This is a genomic window from Edwardsiella tarda ATCC 15947 = NBRC 105688, assembly GCF_003113495.2.
Classification (GTDB): domain Bacteria; phylum Pseudomonadota; class Gammaproteobacteria; order Enterobacterales; family Enterobacteriaceae; genus Edwardsiella; species Edwardsiella tarda.
Genome location: NZ_CP084506.1, coordinates 2,635,711 through 2,654,236, shown reverse-complemented (window position 1 = coordinate 2,654,236; position 18,526 = coordinate 2,635,711). Strand labels below are relative to the sequence as shown.

The window sequence follows — 18,526 nt, the reverse complement described above, 5'->3', positions numbered from 1 at the left end:
GACACTCTGGTCACCATTGCATAATTATACGAATAAAGTGTGTAAGGATATTCTATGAATAAAATATATGCTCTGAAGTACAGTGCAAAACAGGATGCACTGATTCCTGTACCCGAGTTTGCGACTCGTGTTAAGAAGTCTTCACGCATGAGTCGCACAGCCTTAGCGATAATCCTCGCAACAATAACGATGGGAACAATTAGCTTTGCTCAGGCGTCAGTTGTGAGAGAGGATATTGCTTATCAAACCTTCCGGGACTTTGCAGAAAACAAGGGAAAGTTCGCCGCGAATGCAACTAACATAACGATTTACGATAAAAAAGGCGCGATCGTAGGATATCTGGATAAGGCCCCTATGCCGGATTTTAGCAGTGCTAACTTTCAGTCTGGTATTGCAGCATTGATATCACCGCAATATATCGTCAGCGTTAAACATAACGGCGGCTACCAAAGTGTGAGCTTTGGCAACGGGCAAAACAATTACAATCTTGTTACTCGAAATAACCATCCCTCGTTAGACTTTCACGCGCCTCGGCTCAACAAACTGGTGACAGAGGTTGCGCCTGCATTAGTTACGGATGCCGGTACGGTAACTAACATTTATGCTGACAAAGAACGCTTTCCGGTATTCTATCGGGTAGGCTCAGGCTCACAGCAGATCAAAGATAGGGCAGGGAAAACGGTCTGGATTAGCGGGGCATATGGTTATTTAACCGGTGGCACCGTAGGGTCTCCTTGGTCTTATAACAACGGTAAAATGATCAGCAGCCGCACTACAGATACATTTAACCCAGAACAAGGCCCACTCTCCTCAAGTGGCCTTAGTGGTGATAGCGGCTCCCCTCTCTACGCATACGATACAACTCGGCAAGCCTGGGTTCTGGTGGGAACACTCAGCTCCGGTAGTTCAGGCGGAACGAACTGGGCGGTGATCCAAACCGACTTTACCGACAAAGTAATGCAAGATGATCAGGATGGGGCTATTACGTTCAAGCAAGGGATCTCCCCCTTACGGTGGAAATTCAATGCCGAAGAGGGAACCGGGACATTAGCCCAGGGCGAGGCGAGTTACATCATGCATGGTCAAAAGGGCAACGATCTTAATGCTGGCAAAAACCTGACCTTGCAAGGTAACGCTGGCCACATCGTACTAGAAAACTCGGTTAACCAGGGGGCCGGGGCGCTGACTTTTAATGGCAACTACACGGTTTCCTCAGAAAATGACGCGACCTGGACAGGAGCTGGCCTGAATATCGCCAAAAACGCTGAAGTCACCTGGCAGGTAAATGGCGTATCAGGGGATAACTTGCATAAGATTGGTGAGGGTGTTTTGCGTGTTGCCGGGCATGGGGTTAATCCGGGAGGACTCAAGGTTGGCGATGGTACGGTGATCTTAGCCCAACGTCCCGACGAGAATGGGCAGGTGCAAGCCTTTAGCACTATCAACCTGGCGAGTGGCCGTCCTACCGTCGTACTTAGCGATAGCCATCAGATTAATCCCGACAAGATCAGTTGGGGTTTCCGTGGCGGACGGCTCGATATCAATGGCAACGATATTGCTTTTCGTATCCTCAACGCCGCCGATAATGGTGCAAGCATCGTTAATAGTAGCAAGCAGGCAGCAACGGTTAGCCTGACGCCCTACACGGACACCCATGTTCCGATTAATGAATGGGATGCGAATAAACGCTCTGGCGGTGCAGCCGGATTATTATATATCTACAATAACCCCTACTCACATACGGTAGATTATTTCATCCAAAAGAAAAAAGGATATGGATACTTCCCAACCAATCAAACCACTAACAACGATTGGGAGTTTGTTGGCCATGATAAAGAGAACGCGATTGAGTTAGTAAAATCACGTCGTCCTATCGATGATCGGATTTATCACGGCAATATTGCCGGGAACATTAATCTACAAACCGATACCAGCCACAGCGATGGCGGTCTTATCTTCGACGGCAACATCGATACCCCCGCTGGCGAATGGCGTCACACAAATGGGCGATTGACCCTTCAGGGGCATCCCGTTATCCATGCCTTCAACAGTAAGGGTATTGCAGATACGCTTAAGAACCAGGGCGATAACTCCGTTCGGACGCAACCCACCTCTTTCGATCAATCTGACTGGGAAACCCGAACCTTCCGGCTTAACTCACTGCAACTGAATAACACTACCTTCGAGCTGGCCAGAAATGCCGTCTTTAATGGTGACATTAAGGCCACGCGCTCCACGGTAAGGCTAGGATCGCCAGACCTATATATCGACCTGAATGATGGTACCGGGAAAAAGGTAACCCCACAAAGAGGGGCTTCCATCGCCACAGATTCAGCCGATATGAGTCGCTACCAAGGAAGTGTCACACTACAGGATCAATCCACCCTGACCATCAATGAGATCTTCAACGGCGACATCCAAGGGCAGAACAGTCAGGTGACGGTGAAATCCACGCAGGCACAACTGACAGGCTACAGCAACTTCAGTAAGACCCCGCTCACACTGCAACCGGGGGCTAGCCTGACCGCCAACGGTGGATGGTGGAGCGATGCAACAATCAGCGTTGATCAGGGAGCCAGATTAACGCTTGCAGGCACACCAAATACGGATCAATCCGGCCAAGTCAGCCCCAACTTTTATTCCGCAGACTATGGCCAAGGCTTCCGGTTACGTGGTGATGCGGCGCTGAAATTCTCCCCCTATACCTTCGTCAGCGGTGACATTCAAGGTGAGGGCGCCTCTCGTATCACTATTGGTGGAGACGATGAGATTACGTTGAGCGACAAGCTAAGTCAGGCGGATCGCATGATGTACAGCCTGTTTAATAATTTCCGTAATGTCTATGCTGGCCAGGTCACGCTTCCGCAAGGACAGATGAGCATGAGCGATACGCTCTGGCAAATATCAGGCCATTCCCATATGGGGGCACTGCATATGCAGCGCTCGCTCGCTGGCTTTACCGGCAAGGCATTTAGCACACTCACGACCGACACGTTACAGGCTAATCAGTCGGCTTTTGCACTGAAAACCGATTTGCAAGATAGCGATAAGCTCGTCATCAACAAACGGGCGGAAGGGCGAGATAACACGCTGCTCGTGAATTTCTTGCGGCAACCGTCAGTGGACACGCCACTGAATATTCCCTTGGTCACAGCTCCCGCCGGTACCGATCACGCGCTGTTTAAAGCGGCTAATCGAGTGATTGGTTTCAGCTTGGTAACACCCACGATCCGCAGTGAAGAAAAGGACGGTCAGGTACAGTGGATACTCGATGGCTATCGCTCAGCTCCCGATAAAGGCTCGGCCACCTCAGCCAACAGTTTTATGGCGATAGGGTATAAAAACTTTATGACCGAGGTGAACAACCTGAATAAGCGTATGGGTGAACTACGCGATACGCAGGGGGCGGATGGTCTGTGGGTGCGTCTCATGAACGGCGCCGGCACCGGTGACGTCGGCTACTCCGATCGGTATACCCATCTTCAAACGGGCTTTGATAAAAAGCATCGTCTCGCTAAGGGTGATCTATTCACCGGGATACTGATGAGTTACACAAATAGCAGCGCTAGCGGGCAGGCTTACACCGGAAACACCCACTCACTCGGGGGCGGCTTATATGCATCGATGCTGTTTGACTCAGGTGCTTATCTGGATGTGATCGGCAAATATGTTCACCATGATAATGACTATAATGCCCAGTTCGCCAATCTTGGCAAGCGGAGCTATGGTACACACTCATGGTATGCCGGCGTGGAGGGGGGATACCGTTACGCACTCACTGAAAGCCTGTATATCGAACCTCAGGCTGAACTTGTATATGGCTCGGTCTCGGGTACGACACTGAAATGGAGCGATAACGGTATGGATGTCTCAATGCGTAATAAGACTTACAACCCGCTGATCGGACGCACCGGGGTCGCATTAGGTAAAACCTTGAGCGGTGAGGGATGGCGTGTCACGGCGCGAGCAGGAATCGACTGGCAATTCGATCTGATCGCTAATGGTGAAACGGCATTACGTGATGCCTCTGGCGAAAAACGTTTTACCGGTAAAAAAGACAGCCGAATGTTGTACAACCTGGGGATGAATGCGGAGGTCAAAGACAATACCCGTTTTGGGCTGACGTTAGAGCGCTCTGCATTTGGTAAATATAATATAGACCATGCAATAAACGCTAACTTCCGTTACACCTTCTAATCCCCCTATCGAAAACAGCGCCAGCTGGCGCTGTTTTCCTCAAAAGAAAGGATATTTAGTGACTCTTGTGAATTAATGTTATTGCAATCATTTGAATTGTTTTGTTACGGCTTGCGCGGTACGACTCACATTGTACCTATGGACTACTCTTAACTTCTGCGGCTGCTGTCATCCTGGCAGCCGCATTTTTTCTTGCCTGACAACAGCAATCGCCTGCAGGGCTGTTTAGCCAAAATCTGATTTATTCATAGGTAGTCGTCTCCTGTTTGCCCAACTAAATATGTTGTGGTGGATTTACAGACCATCAATTGCAGCCATAGATCTGGACTTTGCCGAGGTGATGTTGGACTGCTCCCACCCCGCTAGACGCTCCTACCCTATAGTTACACGATACGCGCGCCGTTGCGCGTGAGAGGGTGACGCTCGCTAGTTATAGACGAATTCATAAGTAAAGGTCGTACTGAGATTCTCTGCATCAGTCGTGGGCGTATAGTCTAATGGCGATCGAGTGATTACCATATTGATGGTAAATTGTTCGCTCTCTGAGGCAGGGGTAAACAATAGGCCTTCTCTCTGGTTGTCATAATTAGGTATGGCAACACCCCCATTCGTGTTTATGTTGAGCGACTTGACGACCTCTCTAGTGACACTTCGCCATTGCTCACTATTGATGGTTTTAGCAAACAAGATTAAACGGTACTGTAATATATTCTCACCGCCAAAACTATAAACAAAATTCTGACCATGCGGTTGTACCCTTAGTTTAAATAAAAGCGGTGTATCGGCACATTGTGATACCGTAAAGGTAAAGGGGAGTGTGACTAACACGTCATTAAAGCTGGCGGTCCTTACCTGAGCCTGGCTGAGGGTAAACTCATCGCTGTTTTTGTCGACCGATATGGCGCAGCTGCTGTTAATCAGATGGCCGGTAACATTGATGGTGCCGCTACCGCCGGGTACGGCGAAGCCAGAGAGCAGGGAGGTATCTCCACTCGAGAGCTCCGCACCCCACGCCGCCGTACCACTTAATCCCACGGCCAGGGCCATCGCTCCGATGCCGCCCATCCACCCCCGATGATTCCGTTGATCTGCCATAAGCTCTCACTTAAATATATTAATTGTTTATGGGTTAATGCCATCGCCTCGGCGCGCTGCCGTAATCCATCGGTGCATGGTTAGGATGCGATAATATAAGACAATTATCTCAAAGAATATTATTTATACTGTTACATCCTTCGCCAGCGGACGCCATATTTGCTATGTCGTCAGGCTGAATTTTCAGAGAAAGTGAGATAAGCAGGGTTGGGATGTATTAGTAATATTTTTTAGATTGTACCGTTATATTTTATTTATCTATTTTAAAGCGACAGGGTCGCCTTGAACTGGCGACCTGCGTTATTGAATACATCGAACGTTTGCGGAGTGGCAGCATCAGATCTCGCCTCATCCAGCAATAGGGATCGCCCCGTGGCAAAGCGGAAGCTCAGCATCGCCCACGGGTGCCATGACCACACACCCCGGATATCTCCTTAGAAAAACGCCATATGCCGCAGCAGCCAGTCACGCAGTGCCGCGATATCGGCGCGCTGCGCCATCTGTTGCGTCGTGACCAGATAGTAGTTTGCGCCGGGTAGCGACATCGTGAAGGGTGCCGACAATACCCCGCGCTGCAGGAGATCCCGCGCCAGCAACTCGCTGGCAATGACCACGCCCTGGCCCGCAACCGCCGCCTGTAGCGCGTGCGTCTCGTCGCTGAAGGTTAATCCTGAGTCAATATTCAGCTGCGCTGGCCCGTAGCGGCGCTGCCAGTTTTCCCAGCTCGGCGAATCGGCCGGCACGTGGCGATGTTCGACATGGAATAGGGTTACATTACGTAAATCCTCGATCCGGGTAATGGCCAGTGTCGGGCTGGCGACGACGATAAAACGGTCTTCGTACAGCAAGGTGCAATGCAGATCGCACTCCGGCGTTTCACGATAGCGAATGGCGACATCCACGCCGCGCTGCTTGAGGTCCACACGCTCGATGCTGGTATGCAGTCGCAGATCGATGGCGGGAAGCTCCGCTTTAAATTCCGCCAAGCGTGGTACCAGCCAATGCGTTAAAAAATTGGAGGTGGTGGTGACGGTCAGCGATGGCGACGGCTGAGAATGGACAATTTGCTCGGTGGCATCTTCCAGTGCACTAAACGCACGCTGAGTTCCGGCAAAAAGGATTTCGCCGCTGGCAGTAAGCGTTACGCCCTGGGCGCTGCGCTCACAGACCCGGCACTCCAGCACCGACTCCAGGAGCCTGATCTGATGACTCACCGCCGTCGCGCTGACGCCCAACAGGTCAGCCGCGCGTTTAAAGCTGTGGCAGTGGGCAACGGCGTGAAAGGCGCGCAGCGCCCCTAGCGGCGGGAGGCGGTTTTTTTTCATGGCTGAGTTTTTCTCATCTATGGCTGAAATCTATGCGTTTGTCTGGCTGATTATATTGGAGGTAGGCTACCGGCGAGTTATGTTAACACTGAATTTAATTCATCAGTGTATGAGAATATCTGGAGCGAAAATGAGTATTTGCCTGAATCCACATACCGCGAGGGCGACAACGGGTGCTGATCGGCGCACGCAGATTATCGCGCTGAGTAGCGTCATCGCCGCGGGAGCCTTGTTATTGGATGTATCTGCCGTATTGGGCGTTGTCGGTTGTCTGGTATTGCTTCTTGCATTGATGGCTGCCTTTATCGCGGGTCATCTCCTCACTCGTTGGCAACCCTGGCCAGCGCGTTACTGCCTTGCGATAGCGCGTTATGCCTTTTTGCTGTCGGCGGCGGGTTGGCTGTTGTTATTAATCGCTTGGAATGGTGCATGCGACTGGCTGGAGTTCGTGCCTGGGGTCGTGATGGCGGGATTAGGGCTGGGTATCGCTTGGCGAAATAATGACGTAGAAAAAAAGGCGCAGGGGATGATGGCGCATGCGGTGACGCTCGTCAGCATCGTTGTTATCACCCTGGCGACCCTGCTAACCCATCACTACGCCGAGGTGGGAAGAGGCGGTTTCGCTTACGCACTGGCGGTGCTGGTCGATCTGGCGTTACTGGGGGGGGTACTGGTGAAGGTCCGTGAGCAGGATTTAAAATAAGTTAATTTATAGCCCAGCTACCTGAAGATATCTGATGCGTGTTATTCAAATAAAAGCTTTGCTTATAGCGCGGCCGCCACTCTTTTCTGCTGTCAGCGTGGCGCGATAATTCGTCACTCATTCTTTTCAAGAATGAAATGTTCTACGGAATAAGACGATAAGTAAATCGAGTATTAATCAATGGTTAACGTTGGGTGTGGTGAACTCTATCGGTTATCAATGCACCAAAATAAATAAGGGAGGCGGCAGCATGGTAGGACAGTCGCCTAACTTACGCCGCTTAATAGCAGTATGATTTACATAGATGTAACCATGCGGGAATTTATTTCCTTACTAGGTTAATAGGAAAAAATGTGTGAGGAGGCTTGGGATATCGCTATCACCGGGGGGGCGTCAGACTCTGCTGGGGTTATATGGGGTTAATCAATTGATATTGCTAGGTGACCATTATATTAAACGCTGGGAGGTTCTTCTTTAATCGTATGTGTTTCCTGGTGATGTTTTACCGCGGGTGAGCCATAAACTCGCTTTACTTTTATTATCTGAATTCGCGAAGAGTGTCACTGAATCTCACTATAAGCTATTGCTATTCTCAATTTCAGTTCGTGAAACATCCTGCATACCTCGGTATTGGCTGCGTAATAAAATAGCGAAATAGATAGTGCATGCTATCTAAAAGACGCTAAGGCGTGAGCAGATATTTGGAGAAAACGTGGACAGGGGCGTTTATCTCTCTGGCGGACGACGTCAGTCTCCGTATTTAAGGAAATGGTGTGTTTCCGGTGTCTTATAGCGTAATGATGAGGGATACGTAATGTTTGCGTTTAAAAAGTGTCTGATTGCACTTTCAGTTAGCTTGGCCACGGTGTCTTCCGGTTTTGCGTGTACGACGTTGTTGGTGGGCAATGAGGCGTCGGCAGATGGCTCCATGTTGGTTGCGCGGAGTGCAGACAGCGATGCGCTGAAAGCACAACACTTCGTGATTCATCCGGCGAAACAGAATCAGACCGGCGTATACAGTACCAAAGCACATAACGGTGCGAATGATTTTACCTGGCCTTTACCCAAAAACTCCTTGCGCTATACCACGGTACCCAACTGGAAAACGCAGTTACATGGCGCGACCGGTTTTAACGAGTTGGGGGTTGGCGTCAGTGGCACCGAGTCTATTTTCGCCTCGCCAAAAGCCTTGGCCTTTGACCCCTATGTAAAAGATAAAGGCATCACCGAAGACGATATCCCCGATATTCTGTTATCTCAGTCGAAAACGGCGCGTGATGCCGTCGCTTTACTGGGGAATATTATCGAAACCACCGGCGCGGGAGAGGGATTTGGTGTGGCCGTGGTGGACAAGAACGAAATCTGGTATCTGGAAACCGGCACCGGCCATCAGTGGATGGCACAACGCCTACCGAATAACCAGTATTTTGCTACAGGTAACCAAGGTCGCTTGCAGGATTACGACCCGAAAAATCCAGACATGATGGCCTCCAAATCCCTTATTTCGTTTGCTAGCGAAAAAGGGCTTTATAATCCGGAGCGCGACGGGAAATTTAACTTCTCTAAAGTGTATACGCGTGATGATGAGCGTGATCGTAACTATAACGATCCCCGCGTTTGGAGTATCCAGAAGATGTTTAATCCTTCCGTCAAACAGGATGTGGCTGACGGTCGCCAGTTCCCCGTCTTTATGACGCCAGAACATAAAATGACCTTGAATGAGGTGAAAGCGGTGTTGCGTAGCCACTATGAAGGCACGGCACACGACCCCTACACGAATGGATTGAACGGCAAAGAGCCTTGGCGCCCGGTGAGTGTATTCCGTACCTATGAGTCACACGTGATGCAGGTTCGCCCCTGGCTGCCAAAAGAGATCGGCGAAACGACCTATGTTGGCTTAGGGATGGCCGATCTGACCGCATTTGTGCCGTATTACAGTGGATTGAAAGCCTATCCGGCGAATTACTCGATAGGGACGGATAAAGCGGATGATAAGTCTATCTATTGGAAATACCGTAAGCTACAGACGCTGACCATGACGGATTATCCGAAGCTCGCCCCTATCGTTAAGAAAGCGTACCAGGCGTGGGAGGATAAGGTTGCGAAGGAGCAACAAGAGGTTGAGGCGAAATATCTGCAAATGGCGAAAACGAATAAACCGGCCGCCGATAAGATGCTAAATGACTTTAACCTACGGATTATGGCCGATGCCGAAAAACTGACGGACGATCTGACCAATCAGCTTTTTACTATCCGTACCAAAGATATTCAGTCCGATATTTTCTTTTCTAACGCAACGAAGAAGGACTGAGTCCTAATCTCAGCAATCGGCTGGCGCATCGGGGAGTGTGCCAGCCGCTCTTTTCGCAGAGGGTTATCGCCCCTCTTCCTGCACTGGCCGCGGCTCCTCAATCGCCACAATCTCCTGATCCGATTCGCGGAACAGCAGCATAAACAGCAGGGCGATGACGAGGATCATCAAGGCGCCAAAGGTCCACATACCGGTCCAATCAAAAGTCAGGCCATTGATGGGCTCGGGGTAGGCAAACATTTTCTCCATCATGACGCCGCCGAGGCGGTAGCCGAGCAAACTGCCAAATCCTTGGCAGCATAGCGTAATCAGTCCCTGTGCGGCGGTACGCATATGCGCCGGTGCCTTTTTGTCGACGTAGATATAGGCCGTGACGTAGTAGAAATCATAGCTGACACCGTGTAGCAGGATGCCGAGGAAGAGTAGCGCATAGCTGAATAAGTGATCGACGCCGCCATAGATGAAGAAACCATAACGCATGGCCGCGGTGAGTAACCCTAACAGTAGTACCCGCTTGATGCCGAAACGCCGGGTGAAGAAGGGCAGGGCCAGCATGAAGAAGATTTCGGAAAATTGGCCGAGCGTCATCCATCCCGTCGCGTTCCTCATGCCCACTTCGGTCAGATAGCCGTTCGCAAAGATGTAATAGAACGCCAGTGGCATTGCAAAGAGGAATGAGCAGACAAAGAAGACCAGGAAGTTTTTATCGCGCAGCAGTACCAAGGCGTCCAGGCCGAGCATGACCTTCATGTTCAGCCGGCCACGGCGTTGTGGGGGCGTATCGGGGAGAGTGAGGGCGAAGAGGCCGAGTAGGACGGAGCTGGCGGCGGTGATCAGCAAAGGGATATGGGTAGCGGAGATATCGGCGTAACCCAATAACGACGGGAGGAAGCCGCAGACGAGGCCGGAGCCGATCCAGCCGAGCGTGCCCATGACTCGGATGCGTGGAAAGTCACGCTCAACATCGGCGACATTCGCGAAGGCGATGCTGTTGGTCAATGCGATGGTAGGCATATAGGTCAGCGAGTAGGCCAGTAATAGCGGAAAGAAGCCGCTAAAGTGGGTCTGCTGTGCAGCCAGATAGATCAGAAGCGCGCCGAGCAACATCAACACGGCCAGAACCTTCTGTGCCGAGAAGAAACGATCGGTCAGCGAGCCGATCAGGATCGGAGATAAGATGGCAGCAATCGCCGTACAGGCATAGGACCAGCCGATCTCGCCGGCGCTAAAACCATTTTTATGTAGCCATAGCCATAGCGGGACGAACCAGGCCCCCCAAATAAACCATTCCATAAACATCATCAGCGACAGCTTCGCTGTAGTCTTCATTGCGCGATCCTTCGGCAGCAGTAGAGAACCCGTAACAATAGCATCGGTATTGATAGGTTAGATATCTGATTAATCCACTTATCCGATGATTGCGTGCTGAGTCGGTTGGCTGAAGGTGCCTCGTTACGGGGCAGCGTCCGCGGTAAGGGAAGGATAGGATTACATTTTTATCATCACTGGGTATTTTTCTGTGTGTGCGTCGCCTTTCCGTTGGGCTCGCTGAACGTGCCGGAGCTCAAGCCATGTGATTGCGTGTCGAGTGAATGCCCTCCGCCTAAAGGCGTACTCTCAATCGGTACAGGAGCGCCAGCGGCGTCGTGCGCATCGGCCTATGGTTATCCACCACGTCTTGATGTCTGAGCCCGGGATGCTAATGTTGGTATGACTATTTTTTTTGGCGCTAACTTAACCTGATTGATCCAGTTGTAATACGCTATCTTATTTTTAAATTTTAATTTTTGAAAAATATTGCTTTTCATACTGTAAATTGTCTTTCGATTTAGCGAGAATTGCTTAGCAATTGCGTGGATGCTGTAATCTGACTTGATGTAACACAGTAGTCTTTTCTCTATAGAACTAAGCGACTCCATCATGATGCAATACTTACAGATGCTCGTATTCTGTGTAATGCTATACTGTGCAATGATTTTACCTTTCACATCATCTAATGGATCGTTGTAATAAATATATTTACTACTCTCATCATGCTGATACTTTTTGCCAATATACAGCATAGTGCTTTCATCAGAGAGCATGCATAGGCACCTGGTATAGGCAAAATCTTTATCAATAAATGTAATGTTAAATGATCGCTGACACTCGTGACTGAGATCCTCGATGAGTCGCCGCAAGCTAACAGCATAAAATTTTGGAATGCCAATAAAATCAAGCATGATAACCTCGATTAATTCACTCTAATTATTGTAAGTAATGCTAATGAGAGATAGCCCTGGTGCTGGCCTCTGTTTTACTCTATCGGGATATAGTGCTCTAATTTTATTTTTTGCACCGTCTGATCCGTGTCCGACTCGTTAATATAGCTAAAGCGTTCAATGTCATGCCCAATTCTTCTAACAAAAGCGTGTTTGCTTAAAACTTCCATATACAGGCGAAGAGAGAAGACTTGGTATTGTTCCCAATTACCAGTAAAGTCAAACTTGATATATTTACCTGGCTCGATACAGCTGGATATCATCATACCGTCAGATGATGGTACTTTGTCACCTTGAATACCAATAAAGCTGGATATGGCAATGGCGTCATCTCTCTTATGGCAGGGCGCGAAGGATGATGTGCAATAGATATCCTGTCGCCATTGTCGCATCGCCTTGAGGATCCGCAGTCCTTTCTGTGGGCTGATGATCGCAGGTAACTTACTGGTGGATAGTTGATAGTTACTCTGCTGCCCAATGAGTCGTTTATAGGGAAGCCAGCAGATATCGAATCTAATACTCTCATGTGAACCTAAAGGGAGTTTAGGCTGTAACTTAGCGAGATACCATGTTTTGTTACGCCGGTAGTCTCGTGGATTCAGGCCAAAAGCCTTTTTAAACTCTCGACTATACGATTGCACCGAATCGAATCCTGAACTGAGTGCAATGTGTGTAATCGATTGTGAGGTGAGCCGCAAGAGCATCGCTGAGCGACTGAGTCGACGTTGCCGGATATATTTCCCCAGGGTGATATTGTACTTTTCTTTAAAAAAGTTATGCAGGCTGCGGTTAGAGTATCCAGTCACGATAGATAAATCATCAATTGTGATATTTTTATCGCTATTCTCCTCTATCCAGTTCACCATTGAGCTTATAATGATCTCCTTCATCATTTTTATTTCCTTGAGTAACAACTGAGGCGCTGCATAGCACAGTGCAACATCAGCACTTTACAAGATGGTAACAATTATTTTGTTGTGAAACTTAGCTTTTTATGCATAGTCTGTAGATAAAATTTATTTAGATAAAACATAAAATAAATTCTCTATTGCTATGAGGATGATAGTCCATTGGAGAACGATATTAATATCGCACTTGGCGATAAATATATAATTATTGTGTGGATTTGGTTCTGCTCTATGTTGAGGCCCAATAACCGGGTGAGAGCAGTATTGTTATCGGCCATTTTTTGCTAGTGCAGGGCGATCTTTGCGTGATTCTGCCAGCGCTCTAGGCGCAATGTATGGCGGGTGGAATAACGACGTTAGTCGTGGGAGCGATCGGCTGAAGTGGGGTTATCCGCGGCTATCAAATATTGATGTATGCAATCTTTATGCAAGAAGTTATCACGTTTTGTTTAAGGATTTTTTCCTCAGCGATGGCGTAGAGTGAAAAACACCCGATGCCATAGGAATAACAAGATGAAAGAGACTCGCTCGCGGCCGATTCACCCGCTATGGCTACGTGTCTGTCACTGGATTAATGCTTGCGCTATCGTCTTGATGATCTTCAGTGGGTGGCGCATTTACGATGCGTCACCGCTATTTAATTTCTCTTTTCCTCGCGCGTATACCTTGGGGGGATGGCTCGGTGGCGCTTTACAGTGGCATTTCGCCGCGATGTGGCTGCTGGTGATAAACGGGGCCGTGTATCTGGCCCTCAATCTGTTGACCGCTCGCTGGCGCCAGCGTTTCTGGCCCCTCTCATTACGGCAGATCGGCCACGATATGGTCGAGGCCTTACGTGGGCGCTTGTCTCATCGTGACCCTTACCATTACAACGCCGTGCAGAAGTGTGCCTATCTCGTCGCCATCTTGGCGGCCTTAATACTGGTGCTTTCCGGCTTGGTGCTGTGGAAGTCGGTACAGTTTCCGCTGTTACGAACTTTATTCGGTGGGTATGAAGTGGCGCGTTATATCCATTTTTATGCCATGACTGTGCTCTGTGTTTTTCTTGTGTTGCATCTACTGATGGTGGCACTGGTGCCGAAGACATTGGTTGCGATGATCCGGGGTCGCTGAGGAGTAACGATGAATAAGCAGTCTATCGATTTGTCGGCGAGTGATGCCCGACTACTCATCCAGGACGCCCAGCGCCTAGTCGCGGCGCGTTTGTCTGGATCGACCCGCCGCCGCTTCTTACGGCAGGGATTGACCTTGGGGGGAATCGCCATGCTCACGGGCTGTGATCTCAGTGATAACCCTGATGTCGAGAATGTATTGAGTCGGATGTCGCGCTTCAACGATCGCGTGCAGGGCTGGCTCTTTAACGGTCAGCGTTTAGCGCCTGAGTATACGCAAGCCGAAATAACGCGCCCCTTTCCCTTTAATGCCTTTTACACAGCAGAGGCGATTCCCCAGATTGTCGCTGACGATTACCAACTAACCATTCATGGGTTGGTGGGTGATAAGCGCAGTTGGCGTTTACCGGCACTGTATCGTCTGACGCAGTACGAACAGATTACTCGCCATATCTGCGTCGAGGGCTGGAGCGCCATCGGCCGTTGGGGAGGCGTACGGCTGCGCGACTTTCTACAACTGATCGGCGCCGACAGGCGCGCGCAATATGTCAGTTTTCGCTGTGCCGATGACTACTACACCAGTATCGATATGGCCTCCGCATTACACCCGCAGACGATCCTGGCGTTGAGCTGGGATGGTCAGATATTACCCCCGGAGTATGGCTATCCGTTGAAATTACGTATTCCGACCAAGCTGGGTTACAAAAATCCAAAACAGATTGTTGCCATCGACGTTACGAACCGCTTTCCCGGCGGTTATTGGGAAGATCAGGGCTACAACTGGTTTGGCGGTAGTTGATCGGCTCGCTACTCCTATTCACCGAGAAATCACTAAAGGAAGTAAACATGAAAAAAATACTCGCAACCGTATTGGCTGGCTCCTTGCTGATGGCTTTCTCTGCCGCGTATGCGGCAGATAGCATGGCGAAGGATGCAATGGGGCACGATGGCATGAAGCAGGAGCGTGCCATGTCTCACGAGGGGATGAGTCAGGATAAGATGAAGAAAAAGGCGCCCATGTCCCACGATGGCATGAGTAAGGCTCCGATGAAGAAGCAGGACGCGATGTCCCACGATGGCATGGGCAAGGCTCCGATGAAGAAACAGGATGCGATGTCCCACGATGGCATGAGCAAGGATAAGATGAACGAGGGAATGTAAGCCTCGCGTTGTTGGACGGAGCGGAAATAACAGACGCTGGCGCCATGCGGTTGCCGGCGTATTTTTTTATCTGGTCGGGAGACGGCGGCGTGCGATATAGGCTGGACTCGCGCGGCGATGTCAACGCGTCTTATGCCGGTTAGCGGGCGAATCGGCTGGGTATGGGGAGAGTGACGTAGTGCGAGGGGCCGGTGATCGCTCGGCGCATCTAGGGAGCCAAGATCGCCACATGAGAAGGCTGAATCTTCATGTTATCGCGTGTTATGGGTGAGGCGTGCGGAAGAGGCCAGCGAGCGGCGGGTAGAGCGAGAAGGGAACGTTTGTGTGCGCAGTAAGACTCAGTACGACGAGGAAAAAGTAAGCGGGCAGCGTTGCTGCCCGCTTGGATCAGATTAACCGGATAAGGTTAAACGTGGTTGCCCTAACTTAGCGCAGATCGTAGCGATCAGCGTTCATAACCTTGTTCCAGGCGGCGATAAAGTCACGGACAAACTTCTCTTTATTGTCGTCCTGTGCGTAAACCTCGGCATAGGCACGCAGGATAGAGTTGGAACCGAAGACCAAGTCTACACGGCTAGCAGTCCATTTCTTGGTACCGTCAGCACGATTGCAGATTTCATACAGATTGCTACCGGTCGGCTTCCAGGTGTAGGCCATATCCGTCAGGTTAACGAAGAAGTCGTTGCTCAGGACGCCGACACGGTCAGTGAAGACGCCGTCTTGGCTACCGGCATAGTTGGCACCCAGTACGCGCATCCCGCCAACCAAGACCGTCATTTCACAGGCGGTCAGGCCCAGCAGTTGAGCGCGATCCAGCAACATCTCTTCGGCGCTGACGACATAGTCTTTCTTCAGCCAGTTGCGGAAGCCATCGGACAGCGGCTCTAGAACTTCGAACGATTCTTCATCGGTCATCTCTTGGCATGCATCGCCACGACCCGGGGCAAACGGAACGTCTACCGCGACACCGGCCGCTTTCGCTGCCTGCTCAATACCAACATTACCGGCCAGCACGATCACATCGGCGACGCTAATGTTGAATTCGGCGGCGATCGGCTCTAGTACGCTCAGTACCTTAGCCAGACGAGCCGGTTCGTTGCCTTCCCAATCTTTCTGCGGTGCCAGGCGAATACGAGCGCCGTTAGCGCCGCCGCGTTTGTCGGAACCACGGAAGGTACGGGCGCTATCCCAAGCGGTGCTCACCATGTCGGCGATGCTCAGGCCACTGGCTGCGATCTTGGCTTTCACTGCGGCAACATCGTAATCCGTGCGGCCAGCCGGTACCGGATCTTGCCAGATCAGGTCTTCTTGCGGTACGTCCGGACCAAAATAACGGGATTTCGGCCCCAGATCACGGTGGGTCAGTTTGAACCAGGCACGGGCGAAGACTTCGGAGAAGTAAGCCGGATCCTGGCGGAAACGCTCGGCGATCTGACGGTAGGCCGGGTCGACTTTCATCGCCATATCCGCATCGGTCATGATCGGGATGGTACGACGTGACGGATCTTCAACGTCGGCCGGCATGTCTTCTTCTTTGATATCGATCGGAACCCACTGCCAGGCACCCGCCGGGCTCTTCGTCAGGGTCCACTCATGACCGAACAGCATATCGAAGTAGCCGTTATCCCACTGAGTCGGGTTAGAGGTCCAGGCGCCTTCGATCCCGCTGCTTACCGTGTCACGGCCAATGCCGCGTGAGGTGTGGTTCATCCAACCCAGGCCCTGCTCTTGCAGATCGGCACCTTCTGGCGCTTCGCCCAAGTTAGCGGCACTACCATTACCGTGGCATTTACCGACGGTATGGCCACCGGCAGTCAGTGCCACCGTTTCTTCATCATTCATCGCCATACGGGCGAAGGTCACGCGCACGTCGTTGGCGGTTTTTTGCGGATCCGGATTACCATCAACCCCTTCCGGGTTGACGTAGATCAGGCCCATCATAACGGCGGCCAGCGGGTTTTCCAGATCGCGTTCGCCGGAGTAACGGCTGCCTTCGCTACCGCTCGGTGCCAGCCACTCTTTCTCTGAACCCCAATAGGTATCGATTTCCGGGTGCCAGATATCTTCACGACCAAAGGCGAAACCGAAGGTTTTCAGACCCATGGACTCATAAGCCATGGTACCAGCCAGAATGATCAGATCCGCCCAGCTGATTTTGTTACCGTATTTTTTCTTGATCGGCCACAGCAGACGACGTGCTTTATCCAGGTTAACGTTATCCGGCCAGGAGTTGAGCGGAGCGAAACGTTGGTTACCGGTGCCAGCACCGCCACGACCATCGGCGGTACGATAAGAGCCGGCGGAGTGCCAAGCCATACGTACCATCAGGCCGCCATAGTGACCCCAGTCAGCCGGCCACCAAGGTTGGCTATCGGTCATCAGTGCACGCACATCATTTTTCAGCGCTTCAACATCCAGCTTCTTCAGCTCTTCTCGGTAGTTGAAGTCCTTCCCCATCGGGTTGGTTTTGGTATCATGCTGATGCAAGATATCCAGATTCAGGGCATTCGGCCACCAGTCTTTTTTAGACATGCTCGAAGACGTCATGCCACCATGCATGACCGGGCATTTACCGCCAGAAAATTCGTTCTTGTTTCCCATTTCTCGCACCTTCAGTAAATTTATGGAGTACCGCTCAGGCTATTACTACGAATAATGCACTGTGTGATGGAGCACTGCCTTCTATAAATCAGTAGCCATTATACCCGCCTACTGAAATTTGTATTGCGCCTAGACTCAATTTCAGAAATAGGGATGGCCAATTGATTCTTAAGTCTCGATAGGCCCTTACCACTATTTAAATCCATTAATTACTTTGTTTATCGATTGAGGTGAACAACCGAAAGGTAGCCAATAACGTCAGAGTATGGTGTCGCTTCGTTCGATGTTAGGGTTCCTCCCCCAGCAAGGGTAGTCCTGAAGTCAGGAATTCGCTATAAATCATAAAAATATATTCGATGTCGGGGTGCTGACGAAGCGGCGGTCGTTACCTGGTCGAGGCCTGTGTCGTCGGGATGGAAGGCCGTTATAGGCGTGTTCAATTAAACAGCAAATTGCTGATTTTCCCTCGTTCGCAGTTAAAGTATCTGTTTTTATGTGAAAACATGATTTTTTGTATGCATTTATGTGGGTTTTATTGGCATAAAACTTGGTTAAGCTATGCGCTAGGGGGGCCGGGGTCGACATTGCTCTGATTGCCGGAGGAGGGCGGCCTACCTCGTGGCGATAAAATGCAACGCGAGAAGTGCTATATTATTTTTTCTTATCCACCATTCATTTTTCTTAAATAAGAGAATCCTATGCTCAACGCGTTAAAAGTTTATGCTTGTCGCCATGCATTAAATTTATTGCCATAACCATAGGTTATTCCCCTTTATTTTCTTGATTGGTGTCATATAAATGTGTTTTATTTTTTATTTACTTAATTGATTTATAAGAGATAAATATTTGTAT

At 50.3% G+C, this 18,526-nt stretch carries 12 protein-coding genes; 6 read left to right on the top strand and 6 right to left on the bottom strand.

Annotation, left to right across the window (positions count from 1 at the left end; all coding sequences use genetic code 11):
• Positions 1-54: 54 nt before the first annotated feature.
• Positions 55-4,197: a S6 family peptidase gene (locus DCL27_RS12275; protein ID WP_035598685.1), complete on the top strand. Its 4,143-nt coding sequence runs from the start codon at positions 55-57 to the stop codon at positions 4,195-4,197.
• Positions 4,198-4,623: 426 nt separating this feature from the next.
• Here DCL27_RS12275 and DCL27_RS12270 read toward each other — a convergent pair whose 3' ends face one another.
• Together DCL27_RS12270 and DCL27_RS12265 are read right to left on the bottom strand one after the other, a co-directional pair.
• Positions 4,624-5,292, bottom strand: coding sequence for a fimbrial protein (locus DCL27_RS12270; protein WP_170114858.1), 669 nt, complete (start codon positions 5,290-5,292; stop codon positions 4,624-4,626).
• Positions 5,293-5,726: 434 nt separating this feature from the next.
• On the bottom strand, positions 5,727-6,617 hold the full coding sequence (locus DCL27_RS12265; protein WP_005283148.1) for a LysR substrate-binding domain-containing protein: 891 nt from the start codon (positions 6,615-6,617) through the stop codon (positions 5,727-5,729).
• Positions 6,618-6,747: 130 nt separating this feature from the next.
• On the opposite strand from DCL27_RS12265, the gene DCL27_RS12260 reads away from it, so the two are divergent.
• Positions 6,748-7,320 carry a hypothetical protein gene (locus DCL27_RS12260; RefSeq protein WP_035597978.1) on the top strand — a complete coding sequence of 191 codons (573 nt, stop codon included), beginning with the start codon at positions 6,748-6,750 and terminating at the stop codon, positions 7,318-7,320.
• 814 nt (positions 7,321-8,134) lie between these two features.
• Positions 8,135-9,631 carry a C69 family dipeptidase gene (locus DCL27_RS12255; protein ID WP_005283154.1) on the top strand — a complete coding sequence of 499 codons (1,497 nt, stop codon included), beginning with the start codon at positions 8,135-8,137 and terminating at the stop codon, positions 9,629-9,631.
• Positions 9,632-9,694: 63 nt separating this feature from the next.
• Here DCL27_RS12255 and DCL27_RS12250 read toward each other — a convergent pair whose 3' ends face one another.
• The 3 genes from DCL27_RS12250 to DCL27_RS12240 all read right to left on the bottom strand — a co-directional run bounded on the left by DCL27_RS12250 (position 9,695) and on the right by DCL27_RS12240 (position 12,785).
• Positions 9,695-10,960, bottom strand: a complete 1,266-nt coding sequence (locus DCL27_RS12250) for a nucleoside permease (protein WP_035597981.1) — start codon at positions 10,958-10,960, stop codon at positions 9,695-9,697.
• Positions 10,961-11,295: 335 nt separating this feature from the next.
• Entirely contained in the window at positions 11,296-11,853 is a 558-nt protein-coding gene (locus DCL27_RS12245; protein ID WP_035597989.1) for a LuxR C-terminal-related transcriptional regulator, read from the bottom strand.
• 74 nt (positions 11,854-11,927) lie between these two features.
• Positions 11,928-12,785 carry a helix-turn-helix domain-containing protein gene (locus DCL27_RS12240; protein ID WP_005283164.1) on the bottom strand — a complete coding sequence of 286 codons (858 nt, stop codon included), beginning with the start codon at positions 12,783-12,785 and terminating at the stop codon, positions 11,928-11,930.
• Between the two features lie 528 nt (positions 12,786-13,313).
• Between DCL27_RS12240 and DCL27_RS12235 the strand changes: the two genes are divergently transcribed.
• The 3 genes from DCL27_RS12235 to DCL27_RS12225 are packed head-to-tail and all read left to right on the top strand — an operon-like array spanning position 13,314 to position 15,073.
• Positions 13,314-13,913, top strand: a complete 600-nt coding sequence (locus DCL27_RS12235) for a cytochrome b/b6 domain-containing protein (protein WP_035597994.1) — start codon at positions 13,314-13,316, stop codon at positions 13,911-13,913.
• Between the two features lie 9 nt (positions 13,914-13,922).
• Positions 13,923-14,711: a molybdopterin-dependent oxidoreductase gene (locus DCL27_RS12230; RefSeq protein WP_035597996.1), complete on the top strand. Its 789-nt coding sequence runs from the start codon at positions 13,923-13,925 to the stop codon at positions 14,709-14,711.
• 47 nt (positions 14,712-14,758) lie between these two features.
• Positions 14,759-15,073: a pentapeptide MXKDX repeat protein gene (locus DCL27_RS12225; RefSeq protein WP_035597999.1), complete on the top strand. Its 315-nt coding sequence runs from the start codon at positions 14,759-14,761 to the stop codon at positions 15,071-15,073.
• Between the two features lie 426 nt (positions 15,074-15,499).
• Here DCL27_RS12225 and katG read toward each other — a convergent pair whose 3' ends face one another.
• The gene (gene katG / locus DCL27_RS12220) at positions 15,500-17,674 is read right to left on the bottom strand and encodes a catalase/peroxidase HPI (RefSeq protein ID WP_005283179.1); all 2,175 of its coding nucleotides are present in this window, start codon (positions 17,672-17,674) and stop codon (positions 15,500-15,502) included.
• Positions 17,675-18,526: the final 852 nt, after the last annotated feature.

Coding starts and splice junctions, on each gene's coding strand:
- DCL27_RS12235 (WP_035597994.1), top strand. CDS start 13,314: ATGAAAGAGACTCGCTCGCGGCCGATTCACCCGCTATGGCTACGTGTC.
- DCL27_RS12245 (WP_035597989.1), bottom strand. CDS start 11,853: ATGCTTGATTTTATTGGCATTCCAAAATTTTATGCTGTTAGCTTGCGG.
- katG (WP_005283179.1), bottom strand. CDS start 17,674: ATGGGAAACAAGAACGAATTTTCTGGCGGTAAATGCCCGGTCATGCAT.
- DCL27_RS12260 (WP_035597978.1), top strand. CDS start 6,748: ATGAGTATTTGCCTGAATCCACATACCGCGAGGGCGACAACGGGTGCT.
- DCL27_RS12225 (WP_035597999.1), top strand. CDS start 14,759: ATGAAAAAAATACTCGCAACCGTATTGGCTGGCTCCTTGCTGATGGCT.
- DCL27_RS12275 (WP_035598685.1), top strand. CDS start 55: ATGAATAAAATATATGCTCTGAAGTACAGTGCAAAACAGGATGCACTG.
- DCL27_RS12255 (WP_005283154.1), top strand. CDS start 8,135: ATGTTTGCGTTTAAAAAGTGTCTGATTGCACTTTCAGTTAGCTTGGCC.
- DCL27_RS12230 (WP_035597996.1), top strand. CDS start 13,923: ATGAATAAGCAGTCTATCGATTTGTCGGCGAGTGATGCCCGACTACTC.
- DCL27_RS12250 (WP_035597981.1), bottom strand. CDS start 10,960: ATGAAGACTACAGCGAAGCTGTCGCTGATGATGTTTATGGAATGGTTT.
- DCL27_RS12270 (WP_170114858.1), bottom strand. CDS start 5,292: ATGGCAGATCAACGGAATCATCGGGGGTGGATGGGCGGCATCGGAGCG.
- DCL27_RS12265 (WP_005283148.1), bottom strand. CDS start 6,617: ATGAAAAAAAACCGCCTCCCGCCGCTAGGGGCGCTGCGCGCCTTTCAC.
- DCL27_RS12240 (WP_005283164.1), bottom strand. CDS start 12,785: ATGATGAAGGAGATCATTATAAGCTCAATGGTGAACTGGATAGAGGAG.